We start from the raw sequence: 17,653 nt of genomic DNA on the forward strand, positions 1-17,653 counted from the left end.
AGGACTCCGAGAGACCTCCTACACACCGTTCACCCGTCCACTTGACCTACTTGGACTGGCCTGACCTGCAACGATCAGACTTTGAATCAGCCCTGATCAAGGAAGGTTCTGCATGAACCCCACACGTACGAACAGCCGCTCTTCCCGCACCCGCCGGACCGGCGCTCCCGCTTTCGGCTCCGCCGCCGGTTCGACCTGGGGCAGCCCCCTCGGTTCGTCGTCCGCCCCGAGCCGTTCGGGCGCTCCCCGCCGCTCGGGAGGTCAGGGCCGGCGGTCCGCCGCGGTGCAGGGGGAGTTCGCTCTGCCGAAGACGATCACTCCGGCTCTGCCCGCCGTCGAGGCGTTCGCCGATCTCGAGATGCCGAAGACCCTGCTGGCGGCGCTCACCGCGCAGGGCATGTCCGTTCCGTTCCCCATCCAGGGCGCGACGCTGCCGAACTCCCTGGCGGGCCGTGACGTCCTGGGCCGTGGCCGGACCGGCTCCGGCAAGACCCTCGCCTTCGGCCTGGCCCTCCTGGCCCGTACCGCCGGACAGCTCGCCGAGCCCCGTCAGCCGCTTGCGCTCGTCCTTGTCCCCACCCGGGAACTCGCGCAGCAGGTCACCGACGCCCTCACCCCGTACGCCCGCGCCGTGAGGCTGCGCCTGGCCGCCGTCGTCGGCGGGATGCCGATCGGCCGGCAGGCGAACGCGCTGCGCGGCGGCGCCGAAGTCGTCGTCGCCACCCCGGGTCGCCTGAAGGACCTCATCGACCGGGGCGACTGCCGGCTGGACCAGGTCGCGGTCACGGTCCTGGACGAGGCCGACCAGATGGCCGACATGGGCTTCATGCCGCAGGTCACCGCACTCTTGGACCAGGTCCGCCCCGGGGGCCAGCGGATGCTGTTCTCGGCGACTCTGGACCGTAACGTCGACCTGCTGGTCCGCCGCTACCTCACCGATCCCGTCGTCCACTCCGTGGACCCCTCCCAGGGCGCGGTCACCACGATGGAGCACCACGTCCTGCACGTGCACGGCTCCGACAAGCAGCGGCTGACGACGGAGATCGCGGCGCGCGAGGGCCGGGTGATCCTGTTCCTGGACACCAAGCACGCCGTGGACCGCCTCACTGAGGAACTCCTCAGCTCCGGTGTCCGGGCCGCCGCCCTGCACGGCGGGAAGTCGCAGCCGCAGCGCACCCGTACCCTCGCGCAGTTCAAGACCGGGCACGTCACCGTCCTGGTCGCGACGAACGTCGCGGCGCGTGGCATCCACGTCGACAACCTCGACCTCGTCGTCAACGTGGACCCGCCGACTGACCACAAGGACTACCTGCACCGTGGTGGCCGGACCGCGCGGGCCGGCGAGTCCGGAAGCGTCGTCACCCTGGTCACCCCCCAGCAGCGCCGTGGCATGAACCGCCTCATGCAGGACGCCGGCATCGTGCCCGAGACCACCCAGGTCCGCTCGGGTGAGGCAGAGCTGAGCCGGATCACCGGCGCCCAGGCCCCCTCCGGCATCCCGGTCACCGTCACGGCGCCGGTGTCCGAGCGCCCCAAACGCAGCACATCCTCCTCCCGCGGCCGCCGCGGTCCCGCCTCGGCCGCCCGGCGCGCCGGCGTGCGCCGGCCGGCCTTCGCCGCGGCGGCGGCCTGAGAACTACGTGATCCGGAAACTCACCTACCTGTGCAGGAGGCATATTGTGACGCTGGTCCAGATGCAGCCCCGCTCAACAAGCAGCAACGCCGTGCAGACGGCGGCCGATCCCGTGGACGCGGCCGGGCCTCAGGTCTGGGACGCGATGACGGTCGAGGTGGCGCTGTCCGTTATGGCCGCCGCCCACACAGCTCACCTCGTCGTCTGCGACGAGGACGCGCAGTGCACCGGCATTGTCACCCAGGCCCGGCTCACCGCCGTCCGGGACGGCCGCGCGTACACCGAGCAGGTCCGCCTGCGCGACATCGTCGGCAACAAGGTGCCCTTCGCCACGCCACTGACCACAGTCGCCGACGCCGACGCCGAGCACACGATGCGCCACCGGCAGCTCGCGGCCCTGCCCATGGTCGACGACCACGGCAACGCCCTGGGCGTCCTCGCCCTCTCCCGCTGAGCCGTCCCACCCGCGGCCGGCTCCGGCCCCTCTTCCTTCCCTCTCTCCCTGGAGGCATCATGCGCTGTGTCATCGCTCGCTTTCCGTTCGAGCTGACCAAGAACGGCGTGCTGGAAACGATGAAGGGCGTCAAGCCCGAGCCGGCCGCCGGCGACTCTGTGATCATCGGGCGCCGCCACTACCCCGCCAAGCAGGTCGGCCAGGTCGTCACTCGTCAAGATCCCCGCGACTTCAGCGCGGGCGAGGTCCTGCGGGCCATGTCCCAGCTCGGCTTCACCTGCCGCACCCTTCCCAAGGCCGCGATCGCGAGGATCGTCGATCCGCTCCAGCGGGCTTCCATGATGCTCGGCGCCCCTGTGCCCGCCTGACTCAGGAGCCGCCGATGAGGTTCTTACGCGCGAGTGAGCGCGTCGTGGAGCGCTGGGCAACGAATGTGCGGTGCTATCTGCTGCCGACCAAGCCGAAGCCGGGCGAGGTCGTGGCAATACTCCTGCAGCAGTGCGACGACAACGCCCATATTTTCGGCCGGCAGCACATCGTGGTGCCCAACGCCTTCGTCATCGAACTGCCCCCGGATATCCACCGGCTGCTCTCCGACAACCCCCTGTCCGTGGCACCCGTCCTCGTCCATCAGGTGTGCCGTCACGCCGCCGAACAGGGATGCACCTTCGCCGGCCCGGTCGCCGTCGACCTATGCCCCACTCCAGGTGACACGCCCGCCCGGTTCCGCGTCCACAGCCGTCACCCTGGTCACCGCCGCCCACGCCTTCCTCACCGAACAGCGACTGGCCCCAAAAGCCGATACACCGGACTCACCCTCTACCAGATCCTCGACACCCTCCAGGACCTGCTGAACTGCTGGACCGGCACCTGCACCACCTGCCACCGCCCCCTACCCAGAAGATCCCCCACAAGACAGAACCCCAGAGCCAGAACAACCTAACGGAGTCCTACTAGCCCTCGGCGCTCGATCGTCGTCGCCGATTGCGCCCGCCGCTCACGCCGGGCTGGGCTGGGAGCTGCAGAGCGGAGAACTCTCCACCGCGCGCAGCTGCTCCCCGGTTCGGCCTCTGGATGCGTGGCGACCACTGCGTCGGTGGACACCGTTGTGCAGAGCGCGACGTCGACGGTCCCCTCGGGCGCCGGGCGGCTGAACGCCTTGGGCGCCGCACGCTCCAAGCCGTTCCCGCATACGGTCATCGCCCTTTTCTACAGCGAGCGGCTGCGGGCAGCAGCCTGCATCCCCGGTTGTTGAGAGTAGTGCCGGGCTGTTTTTGACACCAAGGTTGTAGTCCGTCGGGTGGAAGGTTCTCGTCCTGTGCGTGTTTTCCCTTTAGCCTGGGCGGCAGCTGTCGAAGGGAGGTCGTCATGTCGGATAAGCCGATGGGCTCGCTGGGTACGGAGATGCGGGAGGTCACATTCCCGGACCAGTCCTGCGGGATCATCCTGGTGCAGGCGGGGACCCCACAGGACGAGGCCGATGAGATGGCCGCACGCGTGTGGGCCGAGCTGCCCAAAGGCTAGGGCCGCGAGGGAGTACCTGGAGAAGGCTGTCGAGGCGGCGTAGAGAGCTGGCGGCGACCGCCGCGTTTGCCTCTTCGCTGCCCGCCTGGGGTCATGGTTCTTGTCGGCGGCGGTGGTCTGCTTCCTGGAGGGCCCTCTTGTATGTTTCTGCGGCTTCTGTGGGCTGGCCTGCGCGGGCGCTGAGGTCGGCGGCCAGCAGCCTGTTGAGAGCACTGGGGTTGGTGCTTTCGGCGTACTCGAGCAGGTGCAGGAGGGCTGTGAGCTCACCCTGGCGGAGATACAGATGCGTCAGGGAGCCGGACGCGCCGGAGACCAGCGCCCGGTGCACACGCTTTTCGTAGGCGCCTCTGTGCAGCTCGGCGAAACGGATCTGGGGTTCCTCGAACACGCAGGGCTGGGCGGGAAGGTAGGGGGCCAGGCTGTCCAACAAGAAGGGGAAGTCCTGGCCCTCCTGACGGTAGGACGGCTGTTCGCTGCTGCCGGATTTGGCAGGGTCGAGGCGGAAAGCGTCGACGAAGGCCGTGACGAGCCGGGGCTCGGGAAGCAGGCCGGCCCCGGGCCACCGGCCACCGGACAGGTACCGGTCCTCCTTGTCTGCGGTGTAGAGACACCAGCCGGACGTGCCCGCCCAGTGAAGCCCGCAGTCGCCCCCGCCATGCTGATCCTGGAATGCCTGCGGGAACGAGATGCCGGCCTCGACATCGAGGTACTCGCCGTCCGTGTCGCGCCAGGGACCGCAGCTCTGAATCCCCGTCACCGGCAGATCCGCTTCCAGGAGGCACTCGGCGATAGCAGCGGCATAGTGGCCCGCCCGCCTCGAGAGCTCAACTGACATCTGGGGACTGGTTTCGCAAGCCACGGAACTCTCTCTCCGCTGTCGGGATCGGACGCTGACGCCGCCGTAGATCCTGCCGGGCCGCATTGGCGTGCGACGCAGCGGGGGCGCGGCGCAGAGACCGTACCGGCTCGCGTCCCCAGGGTCACGGATGCTGGCTCTCGCGCCTGCGTACCTGACCCGGGCACCTCCAGCCGGCGGCGCGGCAAGCCCAAGGGGACTCTGGGCAAGCCGTCGGCGGCGGGGTCGCCCGGACACGGGATGAAGGGTTGTTGGGCGGCCGGGTCGGACAGGGCCACGCCCCCGTCCGACCCGGCGGGTTGTGCTGTCACCAGCTCGTCCAGGAGGGTTGCACGGGTGGTGTGTGAGGACACTGGTGGTCCTGGCCCTGGAGGAAGCCAGGACCGGCTCGGGAAGGGCTTTGCGAGTGATGCGCTGGTTTCAACGATGCCGACTCATTGCGGCAGTGCCGCCATGTGGGGGAAGCGCTGGGCGGGTTCTACCGGGGGACGACGGCGCGTACGGTCTTGCCGCCGGACGGACGGCGGGCGACCGCGGTGTTGGCGAGGCGGTTGACCATGGGCCAGCCGAATCCTCCCGTGCCGCCGTTTAGGTCGGGGGTGCGCATGCGCGGTGCCTGCGGCGTGGCGTCGTCGACGGCCACGTCGATGGTGTCGGGGTGGGCGGTGAGGCGGAGCGTGAAGGTTCCGCCGCCGTGGCGCAGGGCGTTGGTGACGAGTTCGAAAGACGACCAGGACGACGGTGTCGGCATCCTCGGCTGCGATCGGATGGTTGAGACCTTGGAGGAAAAATCCGGGCGCTCTCGCGTGCGCCGGCGACGGATGTCGCGGAGCGGACGGTTGCGACGTTGACGCTCATCGTGTCCATCAGGTCACCCTGGTTTCTGGATCGTCCGTTCCCGGTCCCGTCTGTGCGGTGCTTGTGCCCGGCCGGCGCCCCGTTAAGCGGACCGGGGCGGCTGTCCGCGTCACTGTGCGAGGTCGACTACCTCGCCGTCGAACACTCGGAAATCTGTGTTGGCTGGAGTAGACATTGGGTGGTGGGCGTGGTTATGGTTTCTCTCGTAGCCCAGAGAGACAGTAGGGCCTGGCAGACACGAACTGCCGGGCAGTAGTACAGGTAGTTGCAGGTGGCAGGACGGTGCGGTGGTGGAGTTCCGAAGCCAGGGCGGTTGCAGGACGGCGACGGGACTGACGGCCGGACCGGGTGGCCCGCAGTGATCAGGGGCCGCCGTGAGCAGGACCGCAGTATCGAAGTGGCAGGACCCGTAAGTGCAGTTCGCGGTACCCAGCAGTGAAGTCAGTGAGCAGCACCTCGGTGAAGGCGTCGGCTGCGGGCGCGCGCACCGGGAAGTTCGGCAGTGGGGTTCCAAGCCAGAGCAGACGCAGGACGGGCGACGGGGCTGGCTGCCGGAGAGTGGCGCTGTTGAAGGCCACCAGCGGTTCGCAGTATCGGCAGTACGCGGTAGCGCAGTGCCAGCAGTACGCAGTTCCCGTAGGGCAAGTGATTGATCCAGAGGGAAAGAACGGAGGAGCCGAGCGCCATCAGGATCGCCCGGGCGTACATGTGGAGTCCGGGTACCGCAGGACATCGATAGTGAGGTGGTCTCCGGTCGAGCAACCGCGATCCCCGCACCCCCGACAGCATCTCGGTCGGGTCTGTGGAAACAGAAGGCCGACGCAGTACCAGGGTCGGCAGATGGTGTAGCAGTTCCTTCGGGGCCCTGGCGGAGATAGCGCCAGGGCCCCTCCACGCGTTCCACAGAGAGGTGCGATGACAGCAGACGACTCGTACGGCAGGCTCGATGACGACGACTACCCCGCCTACACGATGGGCCGGTCCGCCGAGATGCTCGGCACCACCCAGGGCTTCCTCCGCGCCATCGGCGAAGCCCGCCTCATCACCCCGCTGCGCTCCGCGGGCGGGCACCGCCGCTACTCCCGCTACCAGTTGCGGATCGCTGCCCGCGCCCGGGAACTTGTCGACCAGGGCACGCCGATCGAGGCGGCCTGCCGGATCGTCATCCTCGAAGACCAGCTCGAAGAAGCCCAGCGCATCAACGCCGAACACCGCCGCGCCGCTCAATCGGAGAATCCACCGGCTGCGGCTTGAGATGGGGCGCGCCTGCCTGTCTTCGGCGGGCCTGCGCGCCTGGTCCAAGTCGTGACGTGTACCTGTTTCCTCTGGTGACGGGGTGTTGTGAGCGTGTAGCGTCTGGGGCAGATGTCGTGGTTCGGGAGTTCCCTTTGCCCATGCCTTTGGTGTGGGTTTTTTGCTGTGCTGTGCCGCAGGGACCAGGGCGATCACCTCCGCCTTTCACATGGTGTGGGAGGCGTTCATCGACTGGAAGGCATGAGACATGGCTACGGGAACTGTGAAGTGGTTCAACGCGGAGAAGGGCTTCGGCTTCATCGCCCAGGACGGTGGCGGCCCGGACGTCTTCGCGCATTACTCCGCGATCAACTCCTCGGGCTTCCGTGAGCTCCAGGAAGGCCAGGTCGTGACGTTCGACGTCACCCAGGGCCAGAAGGGCCCCCAGGCCGAGAACATCAACCCGGCCTGACCCCTCGCCGCAGCCGGCAGGATCTGAGGCGTACCGAAGCAGGGTTGCGCAGCTGTTGCTGCGCAGCCCTGATCTGTGTCGAGAGTGGAGTCCGGCCAACGCACCCCGCGATAGGTCGAACATCAGTCGCATCGTTGCGCTCGCTAGGTCCGCCGCATCCCGAACTTGGACAGCTGCTCGATCCGCTCCGGCGTCAGGGTCGCGGGTCGGGACCGCAGGTTCCCGACCCGCGCACCGAGCTTCAGCTGTACGGACCACGGTTCCTGGCCTCGCCTCTGTCGCCGGCCACAGTGATCGTCTCGGCGCGCTTGCGCGGCACCCTCAGGTGCCCCTCGCGCAATGAGCTAGATGCCATTCTGGCGTTGTCACGTTGTTGGGTGCGTGGGTGTCTGATGGCGTGTCGGGGCGTGGTGGGGCCCGGGTGCCGACCTGTGGTCAGTCCGTGGTGGGCCGCCTGGCGGCGCCGGTGATCTGGTCCCAGATGGCGAAGCGGATGGTCATTTCGGCTCGGTGGCCGGGGGCGGCCATCAGGTGGCGGCAGGGGCCGGACGTGGGGTGAGATGCCGCTGAACGCGGACAGGAACCGCTGTGCTCCACCGATGCTGCGGAAAGCCCTTCATCGCGCGTTCGCGCTACCGAGTGGGCTGGTGGGAGTTCCCGGGCCCGGTTGTTGGGGCCCTTGTGTAAGCGGTGCTCGACGGACGGCATGACTGCGCGGTGGGCGGCGCCGTGGGAGCGGAGCTTGTCGGTGACGACCACCCGCAACACCGTGCTGGTCTTCTACGTCAGGCGGCGGAAGAAGCGTCGGGCGGCGGTCTTGTCCCGCCGGTTCTGGACGAGGATGTCGAGTACGTTGCCGTCCTGGTCGACGGCCCGCCACAGGTGCTGGTGCTCCCCGTTGATCTCGGTGAAGACCTCGTCCACGTGCCACTTGCCGCCGGACCGGGGCCGGCGGCGGCGCAGTCCGTTTGCGTAGGCCTGGCCGAACGTGACGCACCAGCGGCGGATGGCCTCGTAGGAGACGATCCTCCACGCTGGAACAGCAGCTCCTCGACCTCGCGGAAGCTGAGCGGGAATCGGTGGTACAGCCACACGCAAGGGGAGAGCACCTCGACCGGTTAACGGTGCCCCCTGTACGACGGCGACACGCTCTCCACGGACGATCCCCCTCCACCACGATCACCCAGAAGATCATCCCACCCGGTCAGTCAACGTGACAGCGCCCAGCGGCACGTCCCATCGTGTAGGCGGGTAGTCGTCGTCATCGATCCGGTCGTACGAGTCGTCTGCTGTCACTTGCACCTCTCTGTGGAACGCGTGGAGGGGCCCTGGCGCGGATGCGCCAGGGCCCCGAAGGAACAGCTACACCATCTGCCGGCCCTAGTCCTGCGCCGGCCCTCTGTTTCCGCACCAGCTCACCAGGGATGGGAGCGCGTGCGGGGATCGCGGTTGCTCGACCGGAGACCACCTCACTATCGATGTCCTGCGGTACCCGGGCTCAGCCATTCCGCCCGGGCGATCCTGATGGCGCCTCGCCCCTCCGTTCAATCCCTCTGAAACCAACCAACTCGTACCGCTTTCCTGCGTACGGCTGATACCGCGTACCGCTCGGTGGCCTGTGACAGCTCCACCCTCCGACAGCCAGCCCCGTCGCCCATCCTGCGAATGCTCTGGCATAGAACCCCACTGCCGGACCTCCCGGTGCGCGCGCCCGCAGCCGACGCCTTCACCGAGGAACCACTCACCAACTTCACTGCGGTCCTGCGAACTGCACATACCGGTAATTCCACCGCATGAGCGCGGTCTTTTTCACGGCGGCCCCTGATCACTGCGGGCCACCCGGTCCGGCCGCCAGTCCCGTCGCCGTCCTGCAACCGCCCTGGCTTCGAAACTCCACCACCGCACCGCCCTGCACACTGCAACTACCTGCACTGCTCCCGGCAGTTCGTGTCTGCCGGGCCCTGCTTCCTTCTGGCTACGAGAGAAACCATAACCAGACCACCCACCAATGTCTACTCCAGCGATCACAGATTTTTGTGTGCTCTGCAGAGAGGTAACCGATCGCCACCGCGGCGACAAACTCCTGGGGCTGAGGACTGCACCAACGCGCTACCCAGGGCAGGGAAGGGCTCCGCCGAGCCAGCCGCCCGTCCCCGCAACCGATGACGGGCGTGCCCGACGTACAGGCTCAGGGCAGCCCGAGTCCATGTCCGGTTGCTGAGATCGGAGCGTGCCGTCTCCCTACGTGCTGCGCTGGTCGTGAGTGTCCTGGCGGAGTTCTTCGGTGCGCCGGGTGAGGGCGTCGATGCGTTCCGCGAGGTCGCTGGCCTCGGGCTGCAGGTGGGCCCGGGTCGCGGCCAAGGGGCGTACGAGGTGGGCGGGGTCGTTGTGGGCGAGGGCCTGGTTCAGTTCGCCGAGTGCGTGGTTGGCGCTGGCGGGCAGGTCGGTGAGGGCGGTGATCTGTCCGGCGAGGCGGCGCAGGTCAGCTGCGTTGTCGCGGGCCCAGGCGGTGACGGTGCGTTCGGCGGCGCGGGTGTCTTCCTAGGCATGACCTTCCGAGCCGGATTCGACTCGGACCGGACATCGTTCCACGGGCGCCCGACGTCACTGCGGCCGAACGCCACGCATCATCCACTGGTCAGGGGCCGGTTCAGGAACCCTCCGGAACGATGCCGGATCGGTGCGGCAGGTATCCCTGATGCCCGTGCGGAGCTTGAATCCGAACCCCGCAGAGCGTCGGGTATCCCTCACACTGATCTTGAACAGCGTCAGCGAGGGATCCAGGCAGCGTCGGACAGGCGTTGCCTTTCTGCCGCCGCCTGCCTCGGACGTAACGCAGCCGGTCGCCGCAGCGCACCTGACCCCGACAGCACCGATCCCGGCAGCCGACAGGCTGCCGGGATCGGTAGTAGTGCGCCTACTTGGGCCGGACGGCGTCCTTGGCCTTCTCCTTGGCCGCCCGCAGGTCACCCTGGGACTCCTTGGCCTGCCCCTCCGCCTTCAGGGACTCGTTGCCCACGGCACCGCCGACGACCTTCTTGACCTTGCCCTCGACCTGCTCGCCCTTGGCCTGAGCCTTCTCGTCCGCAGCCACAACCACTCACCCCTCAATCGGAACTCAAGTACGCCCTCCGTGTCACCCCGGAACGCATCCTCAAACCAACCCGATGACACGCAGCGCTTTCGCATCCCTGGACCGCCTAAGCCGCGTGTGCGGCGCGAGATGCCGACGGTCGTGGGGAGCGGGCGCTGGATCTCCTGACCTGGCAGGAGCGTCTGACGCTGTTCACGGAGGGGCCGGAGCCGTTGTGGCTGTGGCTGAGTGAGCGGGGGCTGCCGTTCTGCCCGCACTCGTGGAACGGGGTCTTCCGGACGGCGGACCAGCGCTGCCGGCAGGGGCTCACGCCGCCGGATGCCGGGCGAGACCCTCACCGGGTATACGCGCCCTACGCGACGCCGCATGCCGAGCGTCATTCCTTCGCGCTCTTCATGCTCGTGGTCCTCAATCACGTGACGGATCGGCGGTACGGGCTCAGTCCCGAGGAGCGGCGTGACTTCCGTCTGTGCGAGCGGACCACCGAGGTTACCGTTCCGGCTCTGGACCGCTGCGTTGCCGGCAGCGGCAACATGGTCCGCACCGGTCTGCACGCCCAGCAGCTACGCGCTCGAGCCGAGGGCCTCATCCAGCAAGCCCCGCATCACCCCAGCCGATCGCCCGCCGACTCCTGGAGACCATCGCGAACAGGAACGAGGAGCTCGCCCGGCTGCGCGAGGACGTGCCCGCGCTCGTCCGGACGCTCAACCAGCTCACGGCCGAGAACGCGGCGTTTACGGCATCAGCTACGGCTTCCGGTCCCGAACGTCGTTCCTCTGCGACCGCACGAGCCTCCGGGAACATCCGTACAGGGTCGACGCCGGACCAGTGCTCTGGGACTTACCGCGGGGGGACACCGAGGTGCCGGGCCCCTGCCTGGGGTGGGGCGGGGGATGGGAAACTGGCGGGTATGGATATCCGTCGCAGGAACAACGTCAGCGTCACCGGCCGTGCGGACGCGCCGGTGGTCGTGCTTGCGCACGGGTTCGGCTGTGACCAGAACATGTGGCGCCTGGTGGTTCCCGCGCTGGCTGAGAGCTACCGAGTGGTGCTTTTCGACTACGTGGGCTCGGGCAAGGCGGACCCGTCGGCCTGGGACGAGCGGCGGTACAGCTCCCTGGAGGGCTACGCACGGGACGTGCTGGAGGTCTGCGAGGAGCTCGACCTGCGGGACGTGTCGTTCGTGGGGCACTCGGTCAGGGCGATGGTCGGCGTACTCGCGGCCGCGAAGGCCCCGGAGCGGATCTCCAGGCTGGTGATGGTCGCTCCCTCGCCCTGCTACATCGACGACGAGGGTTACCGGGGCGGGTTCAGCGCCGAGGACATCGACGAGCTGCTGGAGTCGCTGGAGTCGAACTACCTTGGCTGGTCGGCGGCGATGGCCCCAGTCATCATGGGCAACGCGGACCGGCCCGAACTCGGTCAGGAGCTGACGACCTCGTTCTGTGCGACCGACCCGGACATGGCCCGCGTCTTCGCCCGTACGACGTTCCTCTCCGACAGCCGCCAGGACCTGAAGACGGTCACGGTGCCGACGCTGATCCTGGAGTGCCGGCAGGACGTGATCGCTTCCCGGGAGGTCGGTGCCTACGTCCGCGACACGATTCCCGGCAGCCGTCTGGTCACCTTGGAGGCGACCGGGCACTGCCCGCAGCTGAGCGCACCGCAAGCCACCGCGGGGGCGATCCACGACTTCATCGGAGCGGCCTGATGATGTGCCGCGCCGAGCAGGTGCCCGAGCCGGGTAAGGAGCAGGACGTGGATGCCACGGACGCGGTGTTCACCTCGCTGCTGGAGGACAGTACCGAGGAGCTGTACGAGCAGGCCCCATGCGGGTACCTGTCGACGCTGATGGACGGCACCATCGCGAAGATCAACACCACCCTGCTGGACTGGCTGGGCCTGGAGCGGTCCCGGGTGGTGGGGCGGATGCGGTTCACGGACCTGCTGACCGTGGGCGGCAAGCTGTATCACGAGACGCACTTCGCGCCGCTGCTGCAGATGAAGGGCAAGGTCAGCGGTATCGCCATGGACATCAAGGCCGCCGGCAAGCAGCGGATGCCGGTGCTGGTGACCTCGAAGGTGAAGACCAGCGGGGACGGCGAGCCCATGCTGATTCGCACCACCGTCTTTGACGCCCGCGACCGCCGCGCGTATGAGGCCGAGCTGCTGCGCGGTCGCAAGGCGGCCGAGGAAGCACGCCGGCAATCCGAGGCCGACCGGGCTCGGCTCCAGGAGGCGCTCGCCGTCCTCCAGCAGAGCCTGCTGCCCGCCGCGCTGCCCGTGGTGCCGGGACTTGAGGTCGGCTCCTACTACCACACGGCCTCCCCGGACCTGTTGGGCGGAGACTTCTACGACCTGTTCCCCCTGGACGGTGGCCGGTGGGCGTTCTTCCTCGGAGACGTGTGCGGCAAGGGCCCCCAGGCTGCCGCGGTCACCTCGCTGGCCCGCTACACCCTGCGGGCCGCCGCCCTGCACGACGCCGACCCCATCAACGTGCTGACCACGCTGAACACGGTGCTGCACGAGCGGTACGCCAGCGGTGAGGGCCGCTACTGCACCGCCATATTCGGCGTCCTCGAACCGGTCGGCGACGGCCACGTCGGCCTGCACCTGGCTTCCGGTGGTCACCCGTCCGCGCTGATCCAGCGCGCGGACGGCGGCGCCGACTACCTCCCCACCCCCGGCGGGCTGCTCGTCGGCGTCCTGCCGCAGGCTCCGTTCACCGCCGCCCGCACCGACCTGCTGCCCGGCGACACCCTGCTGCTGTACACCGACGGCCTGACCGAGGCCCGCACCGGAACTGAGCGCGAGCTGTACGGCGAGGACGCCCTGCGCGCCTTCACCGCCGCCCAGGCCCCGGAGGGCCCGCAGGCCCTGATCACCGCCCTGTCCGGGCTACTGGCCTCCTTCGGCGACGGACTCGACGACGACACCGCGCTGCTCGCCCTCGGCGTGCCCGCCACCCTTCCCACCACCGCGAGCGAAGACCTGACATGAGCCCACTCACAATCACCGCCCGAGACGCCGCCACCGGTCCCGTACTGGAGATCGCCGGTGACCTCGACCACCACACGGCGCCCGAACTGCGCAAGGCCGTGGACGGCGTAACTGTTGCCGTAGGGCAGCTGTTGGTCCTGGATCTGGCGGGGCTGGACTTCTGCGACTCCAGCGGGATCAGCGCTCTGCTGTCGGCCCGGAGCCGTGCTGTCGAACAGGGCGGGGGCATAGCCCTGGCTGCGGTCCCCGCCAACACCGCCCGCATCCTACGCATCGTCGGCCTGGATCAGGTCTTCGCCATCCACCCGGACGCCGCGACCGCCACCGCCCGCGGTTCCGTCGCCAGATGATTTTGACTGGCATGGTCTCAACACGCCGACTTGCCAAGGAAGAAGAGTTCGGCGAGGTCGGCGTCGGACAGTTCGGTCAGGGCGGCTTCGCCGGAGCCGACGACGGCGTCGGCGAGTGCGCGCAAGTTCCTGGGTTCCTCGGCCAGACTCTCGCCGGCGACGGTGCCCGGCTGACGAAGCAGTGGACCGACGACCACACCGCCTTCCAGGCCCGCGACCTGTCGGATTCCGACTACGTCTACGTGTGGGCCGACGGTGTCCACCCCAAGGTCCGCCTCGGCCAGGCTGATTCCTGCGTCCTGGTCCTCATGGGGCGTGCGCCCCGACGGCCGCAAGGAACTCATCGCGCTGGCCGAGGGACTGCGTGAGTCGACCGAGTCGTGGGCGGACCTGCTGCGTGACTGTCGCCGACGCGGCATGCGTGATCCCGAGCTCGTCGTCGGCGACGGTGCGATGGGCCTGTGGAAGGCCCTCGCAAAGGTGTTTCCGTAGGCCAGGCACCAGAGGTGCTGGGTTCACAAGGTCCGCAGTGTCATGAACGCGCTACCGAAGTCGACTCAACCCGGCGCGACGAAGGCCCTGCAGGAAATCTACAACGTCGAAGACCGCGGTCACGCCGAAAGGCGATCAAGGACTTCGAGCGCGCTTACGGAGCGAGGTGGCCGAAAGCGACCAAGAAGATCACCGCCGAGGCCGACGAGCTCCTCGCGATCTACGACTTCCCCGCCGAGCACTGGGTGCACCTGCGCACGACAAATCCCATCGAGAGCACTTTCAGCACCGTGAAATTGAGGACAAAGGTCGCCCGCGGGGCCGGCAGCCCGGCCGCGGCCCTCGCGATGGTGTTCAAACTCGTCGAGTCCGCCCAGGCCCGCTGGCGCGCGATCACCGCACCCCACCTCGTTCCCCTGGTCCGCGCGGGTGCCCGGTTCGAGAATGGCATTCTGGTCGAGCGAGAGGAGGCAGCCGCGTGAACGAGATCCCCAGTCCCGGTAGCTGTCGTAGCAGCGTAGAACTGCAGATTGAGCGGGTCATTGTCGCGTCCCTCGAACAGGCCACTGTCAATGTGCGCTGCCTGCGGGGACCAGTCCGTTGCGGTGCCCGCTTCAACCAGCTCAGCGATTCAGCACAAGCGATCGACCTGACGCTGACGCAGGCCCTCGTCTACGGACATCGGGTCGCAGCACTCGACACGGGCCTCATCGCCTTCGTGACGCTCCGAGGAGAAGACGTCCAGCTTTTCAGGTTGACCCTCGCGGGGCAGGTCATCCAAGGCGCCAACCCGTTGTCTAACCCGGCAATCCACAGGAATTGACAATTGCTCGATGTCGCCAACGTACTTCGCGTTTTCCGCACCGCGGTGGAGTCACGGCTCACCAGGTCCGGCGCCTGCACCGCCTCTATCGGGCGACCGCGCCTCCCTGAACACCTACGCCGACGCTGCGATCGCCACCGCCGAACAGGACCGTCAACGGATCCGCGAGCCGGCTCGCATCCTGCTGGCCCTGCCGTTCAGACCGCGCATCATGGACCGGCGCGTCGCGCTGGTCCCGGGCCGCTACGACAGGATCGCCGTCGTCCACCGGTCGGGCCTGCTCGACGCACTCCTCGAGTTGTTCGACTCCTGCTGGCAGCGTGGGCAGTCCCTCGTCGCGACCGCTCCGGCGACACCCGACGGGCCCAGCGCGCAGGACCTCCTCCCGTGCAGGCGTCTCAGCATTGGGGTGGGGTGACGGGTGGTGTCGGTGGCGCCGGTCGGTGAGCCTCCCAGTCCGCGCGGCCGCCTGCTCCCAGGACGCCTGTGGCACGGCGCAGTTCCGCGGCGGGAAGGCTCGCGAGGGATCGGGCCGCGATGCGAGAGACGAGCATGGGCAGCGCAGGGCGCAGGGGCTGGACGAGGCGCAACCAGGGTGGTGCGTAGACGCTGGTGGCGCGGTGTTCGATACCGCGGGTCAGCCAGGCGGCGACCTGTTCCGCGCTGTGGACGCGGCGGATGGGTGCGGGCTGGTGGGAGCGCAGTGCTCGCAGTACGGGGTGGTTGTCGCGGTCGTCGATCATGTCCGTGCCGGTCCAGTGGAGGTAGGCGATACCCACGCCGACGCCTTCGGGGCGCAGTTCGGTGCGCAGGGCCTGGGCAAAGGATTCCGCTCCTGCCTTGGAGGCGCAGTAGGCGCTCATCAGGGGCGACGAGCCGAAGGAGGCGGTGGAGGCGATCTGGAGGAAGTAGCCTCGGGTGAGGAGGAGTTGAGGGAGGAAGACGCGGGCTGTGTTCGCGCTGCCGATGAGGTTGACATTGATGACCCGGTTGAACAGGGCTGCGTCGCTGGCGGCGAAGGGGCCCGCGGTGGCGATCCCGGCGTTCGCCACGACCACCGATGCCGGCCCCAGCCGAGCCTGGACATCGCGTGCCGCTCCCTGCATGGCGGCTTCGTCGGTGACGTCCACCTCGAAGCAGCATGTGTCAGTGGGCAGGCTGTCCGCCACGCACCGCAGCGACTCCAGCTCTCGTCCCAGCAGCGCCACCCGTAGTCCACGCCGTGCGAGGTTGCGGCTCGTTGCTTCTCCCACCCCTCGTGCTGCCCCGGTGACTACCGCCACCCGCCCGTTCGGCCGGCTCTGCATCGCTGCTGCCTGGCGAAGTGCCCTGGTCATACGCGCTGCCCGTTGAGGTCGCGGTGAGTGAGGCGACTTTGCAGGGGGGAGAGTGCGCCGGTGCGATGCCGGCGCAGGGCGGCCCTCGCGGCGTTGGCTCCGGGTGCGCCGTGGACGCCTCCGCCCGGGTGTGCGGAGGCGGAGGCGAGGTAGAGCCCGGGAACGGCGCTCTCCGGGCGGCCGGTGCCGGGGGAGGGAGGGAAGACCAATTGTTGGTGCAGGGCTGTGGTGCCGTCGTTGATGGCGTCACCGTGAAGGTTGACGTCCAAGCGTTCCAGCGTGGGCGGGGCGAGGATGTGCCGCGCTCTGATGAGCCCGCGGAATCCGGGGGCATAGCATGCGACCTGGGCCTCGACGCGGTCGTCCATCACCTCCTGCTCCCGGGTGTCCCATGAACCGGTCAGTCCCTCGTCCCCGGCGTCCTCCCCTACCCGGTGCGGCACGTGCGTGCAGGCCCAAGCGGCCTCGGTGCCCTGGGGGGAGCGGCTGGCGTCGGTCGTGGTCATCTGGCCGAAGAGGGCGACGGGCTCGTCGGAGATGCGGCCCATGGCAATCTGCGCGGCGAAGCGGGTCAGGCCGTCCACACCCTCCGCGAGGTGGACGGTTCCGGCCTGCGCGGCCTCAGCGCAGGTCCAGGGCGCCGGCCGTTCAGCGCCCAGTCGAATTTGAACGTGGCAAGGTTCCACTGGAAGCGCTTCAGGTCGGCGAGCAAGCGCCCGGGGATGTGCCGTTCCGCCACCAGAGAGCCGTACAGCGCCGGCGCGGATACGTCGGCCAGCGCTGCCCTGCGGGCCGGGACCGCCTCGCCGCTCCTGGTGCGGACGCCGACGGCCCGCCCGCCGTGGACGACGACCACGGTGACCTGTTCCCCGCAGCGGACGGCGCCGCCGCGGCGCGCCAGACGGCGGACGAGAGCGGCGGTGAGCGCATCAGAGCCTCCGGTGGGAACGGGGAACCCGTAGCTCTGGGCCGAGCATGGACATGAGCCAGCCAAAGCCGCTGCTGCCTGCGGTCTCCGGCGAGAGGTCCGCGTGGAGGGCACTGCCCGCGAGCAGGAGCCTGCCGCCCTCTCCGCGGAATTCCTCCTCCCCCAGCCGCCGCACCGGCAGCACCATCGTCCTGGCCACCCGCAGTACGCCGGCCGCGCGTAGCCACCACGCCAGCCGGGCCCCGGCGCGCAGCGGGGGGAAGGGCGTAAACAGGGCATCGAGGATGTCGGGCCGCAGCGTCTCCCAGACCTCCCGCAGCCCTTTCCACGCGGCCCCGTCCCCGGGGGCGAACGTCTCCAGGTTCGCGGCGGTCTCCTCCGGATCACGGCTGAGAACCGCGCAGTGACCGTCCCGCAAGGGGTGAGACAAGACCTTCGGAGCGTGGCTCCAACCCAGCCCCTCCCGCTCCAGATTCAGGGCGGCGAGGACCGGGGACGCGGCGGCTAGTGCGTTGTCCACGAACGTTGGCCGGGTCGGGTGACCGGGTGGTTGGTGTTCGTGGTGCTCGTTCTGTCAGCCTCACTCTCGATGGCAACGT

Annotated in this window: 15 protein-coding genes and 5 pseudogenes; 14 read left to right on the plus strand and 6 right to left on the minus strand. The window is 68.7% G+C overall.

All coding sequences use genetic code 11. The features are described from left to right. Positions 1-112 precede the first annotated feature (112 nt). From ABZV34_RS33460 to ABZV34_RS33485, 6 genes and pseudogenes are all read left to right on the plus strand, one after another. A complete protein-coding gene (locus ABZV34_RS33460) occupies positions 113-1,633 on the plus strand; it encodes a DEAD/DEAH box helicase (RefSeq protein ID WP_356285154.1) in 1,521 nt (506 codons plus the stop codon). A gap of 46 nt (positions 1,634-1,679) precedes the next feature. Further along, positions 1,680-2,087, plus strand: coding sequence for a CBS domain-containing protein (locus tag ABZV34_RS33465; RefSeq protein ID WP_356285157.1), 408 nt, complete (start codon positions 1,680-1,682; stop codon positions 2,085-2,087). 59 nt (positions 2,088-2,146) lie between these two features. Then, complete coding sequence (locus tag ABZV34_RS33470; protein WP_356285160.1) at positions 2,147-2,455, plus strand: SCO5918 family protein; 309 nt, start codon at positions 2,147-2,149, stop codon at positions 2,453-2,455. 14 nt (positions 2,456-2,469) lie between these two features. Then, a pseudogene (locus ABZV34_RS33475) lies at positions 2,470-2,808 on the plus strand (FhaA domain-containing protein); the annotation flags it as partial. Positions 2,809-3,183: 375 nt separating this feature from the next. Further along, a complete protein-coding gene (locus ABZV34_RS33480; protein WP_356285163.1) occupies positions 3,184-3,342 on the plus strand; it encodes a hypothetical protein in 159 nt (52 codons plus the stop codon). Between the two features lie 113 nt (positions 3,343-3,455). Beyond that, on the plus strand, positions 3,456-3,611 hold the full coding sequence (locus ABZV34_RS33485; protein WP_179436318.1) for a hypothetical protein: 156 nt from the start codon (positions 3,456-3,458) through the stop codon (positions 3,609-3,611). 91 nt (positions 3,612-3,702) lie between these two features. Here the strand turns inward: ABZV34_RS33485 and ABZV34_RS33490 are convergent, their stop codons facing one another. Together ABZV34_RS33490 and ABZV34_RS33495 are read right to left on the minus strand one after the other, a co-directional pair. Continuing rightward, on the minus strand, positions 3,703-4,446 hold the full coding sequence (locus tag ABZV34_RS33490) for a hypothetical protein (RefSeq protein ID WP_356285166.1): 744 nt from the start codon (positions 4,444-4,446) through the stop codon (positions 3,703-3,705). A 499-nt stretch (positions 4,447-4,945) separates the two neighbouring features. Continuing rightward, positions 4,946-5,334: pseudogene (locus ABZV34_RS33495) on the minus strand (ATP-binding protein). 906 nt (positions 5,335-6,240) lie between these two features. Between ABZV34_RS33495 and ABZV34_RS33500 the strand changes: the two are divergent. Then, on the plus strand, positions 6,241-6,579 hold the full coding sequence (locus ABZV34_RS33500; protein WP_356285168.1) for a MerR family transcriptional regulator: 339 nt from the start codon (positions 6,241-6,243) through the stop codon (positions 6,577-6,579). A gap of 247 nt (positions 6,580-6,826) precedes the next feature. After that, on the plus strand, positions 6,827-7,030 hold the full coding sequence (locus ABZV34_RS33505; RefSeq protein ID WP_008735947.1) for a cold-shock protein: 204 nt from the start codon (positions 6,827-6,829) through the stop codon (positions 7,028-7,030). Between the two features lie 435 nt (positions 7,031-7,465). Here ABZV34_RS33505 and ABZV34_RS33510 read toward each other — a convergent pair. Beyond that, a pseudogene (locus ABZV34_RS33510) lies at positions 7,466-8,139 on the minus strand (IS6 family transposase). Between the two features lie 1,808 nt (positions 8,140-9,947). Continuing rightward, complete coding sequence (locus ABZV34_RS33515; protein ID WP_351430033.1) at positions 9,948-10,124, minus strand: CsbD family protein; 177 nt, start codon at positions 10,122-10,124, stop codon at positions 9,948-9,950. A gap of 910 nt (positions 10,125-11,034) precedes the next feature. On the opposite strand from ABZV34_RS33515, the gene ABZV34_RS33520 reads away from it, so the two are divergent. The 6 genes and pseudogenes from ABZV34_RS33520 (at position 11,035) to ABZV34_RS33545 (ending at position 15,207) form a co-directional block, all read left to right on the plus strand. After that, positions 11,035-11,835, plus strand: a complete 801-nt coding sequence (locus ABZV34_RS33520) for an alpha/beta hydrolase (RefSeq protein ID WP_356285171.1) — start codon at positions 11,035-11,037, stop codon at positions 11,833-11,835. Between the two features lie 2 nt (positions 11,836-11,837). Continuing rightward, complete coding sequence (locus ABZV34_RS33525; RefSeq protein WP_356285183.1) at positions 11,838-13,124, plus strand: SpoIIE family protein phosphatase; 1,287 nt, start codon at positions 11,838-11,840, stop codon at positions 13,122-13,124. Further along, on the plus strand, positions 13,121-13,474 hold the full coding sequence (locus ABZV34_RS33530) for an STAS domain-containing protein (RefSeq protein WP_356285174.1): 354 nt from the start codon (positions 13,121-13,123) through the stop codon (positions 13,472-13,474). The genes ABZV34_RS33525 and ABZV34_RS33530 overlap by 4 nt, the downstream gene beginning before the upstream one ends. A 123-nt stretch (positions 13,475-13,597) precedes the next feature. Then, positions 13,598-14,448 (plus strand): annotated as a pseudogene (locus ABZV34_RS33535) (IS256 family transposase); the annotation flags it as partial. Further along, positions 14,445-14,789, plus strand: a complete 345-nt coding sequence (locus ABZV34_RS33540; RefSeq protein WP_356285177.1) for a hypothetical protein — start codon at positions 14,445-14,447, stop codon at positions 14,787-14,789. The pseudogene ABZV34_RS33535 and the gene ABZV34_RS33540, both read left to right, overlap by 4 nt. Positions 14,790-14,799: 10 nt before the next feature. After that, a complete protein-coding gene (locus tag ABZV34_RS33545; RefSeq protein ID WP_356285180.1) occupies positions 14,800-15,207 on the plus strand; it encodes a hypothetical protein in 408 nt (135 codons plus the stop codon). On the opposite strand, the gene ABZV34_RS33550 is transcribed toward ABZV34_RS33545, so the two are convergent. Both ABZV34_RS33550 and ABZV34_RS33555 read right to left on the minus strand, forming a co-directional pair. Beyond that, positions 15,188-16,096 carry an SDR family oxidoreductase gene (locus ABZV34_RS33550; protein ID WP_356285186.1) on the minus strand — a complete coding sequence of 303 codons (909 nt, stop codon included), beginning with the start codon at positions 16,094-16,096 and terminating at the stop codon, positions 15,188-15,190. The two genes, ABZV34_RS33545 and ABZV34_RS33550, sit on opposite strands and share 20 nt — an antisense overlap. Before the next feature lie 26 nt (positions 16,097-16,122). Then, positions 16,123-17,562: pseudogene (locus tag ABZV34_RS33555) on the minus strand (NAD(P)/FAD-dependent oxidoreductase); the annotation flags it as partial. Between the last annotated feature and the right edge of the window lie 91 nt (positions 17,563-17,653).

It is taken from the genome of Streptomyces sp. NPDC005195 (assembly GCF_040608315.1).
Lineage (GTDB): Bacteria > Actinomycetota > Actinomycetes > Streptomycetales > Streptomycetaceae > Streptomyces > Streptomyces kaempferi.

What these genes read in the sequence shown, in the direction of transcription:
- ABZV34_RS33500 (WP_356285168.1), top strand. Translation starts at nt 6,241, where the DNA reads ATGACAGCAGACGACTCGTACGGCAGGCTCGATGACGACGACTACCCC.
- ABZV34_RS33505 (WP_008735947.1), top strand. Translation starts at nt 6,827, where the DNA reads ATGGCTACGGGAACTGTGAAGTGGTTCAACGCGGAGAAGGGCTTCGGC.
- ABZV34_RS33525 (WP_356285183.1), top strand. Translation starts at nt 11,838, where the DNA reads ATGTGCCGCGCCGAGCAGGTGCCCGAGCCGGGTAAGGAGCAGGACGTG.
- ABZV34_RS33470 (WP_356285160.1), top strand. Translation starts at nt 2,147, where the DNA reads ATGCGCTGTGTCATCGCTCGCTTTCCGTTCGAGCTGACCAAGAACGGC.
- ABZV34_RS33545 (WP_356285180.1), top strand. Translation starts at nt 14,800, where the DNA reads ATGTCGCCAACGTACTTCGCGTTTTCCGCACCGCGGTGGAGTCACGGC.
- ABZV34_RS33530 (WP_356285174.1), top strand. Translation starts at nt 13,121, where the DNA reads ATGAGCCCACTCACAATCACCGCCCGAGACGCCGCCACCGGTCCCGTA.
- ABZV34_RS33460 (WP_356285154.1), top strand. Translation starts at nt 113, where the DNA reads ATGAACCCCACACGTACGAACAGCCGCTCTTCCCGCACCCGCCGGACC.
- ABZV34_RS33520 (WP_356285171.1), top strand. Translation starts at nt 11,035, where the DNA reads ATGGATATCCGTCGCAGGAACAACGTCAGCGTCACCGGCCGTGCGGAC.
- ABZV34_RS33550 (WP_356285186.1), bottom strand. Translation starts at nt 16,096, where the DNA reads ATGCAGAGCCGGCCGAACGGGCGGGTGGCGGTAGTCACCGGGGCAGCA.
- ABZV34_RS33485 (WP_179436318.1), top strand. Translation starts at nt 3,456, where the DNA reads ATGTCGGATAAGCCGATGGGCTCGCTGGGTACGGAGATGCGGGAGGTC.
- ABZV34_RS33490 (WP_356285166.1), bottom strand. Translation starts at nt 4,446, where the DNA reads ATGTCAGTTGAGCTCTCGAGGCGGGCGGGCCACTATGCCGCTGCTATC.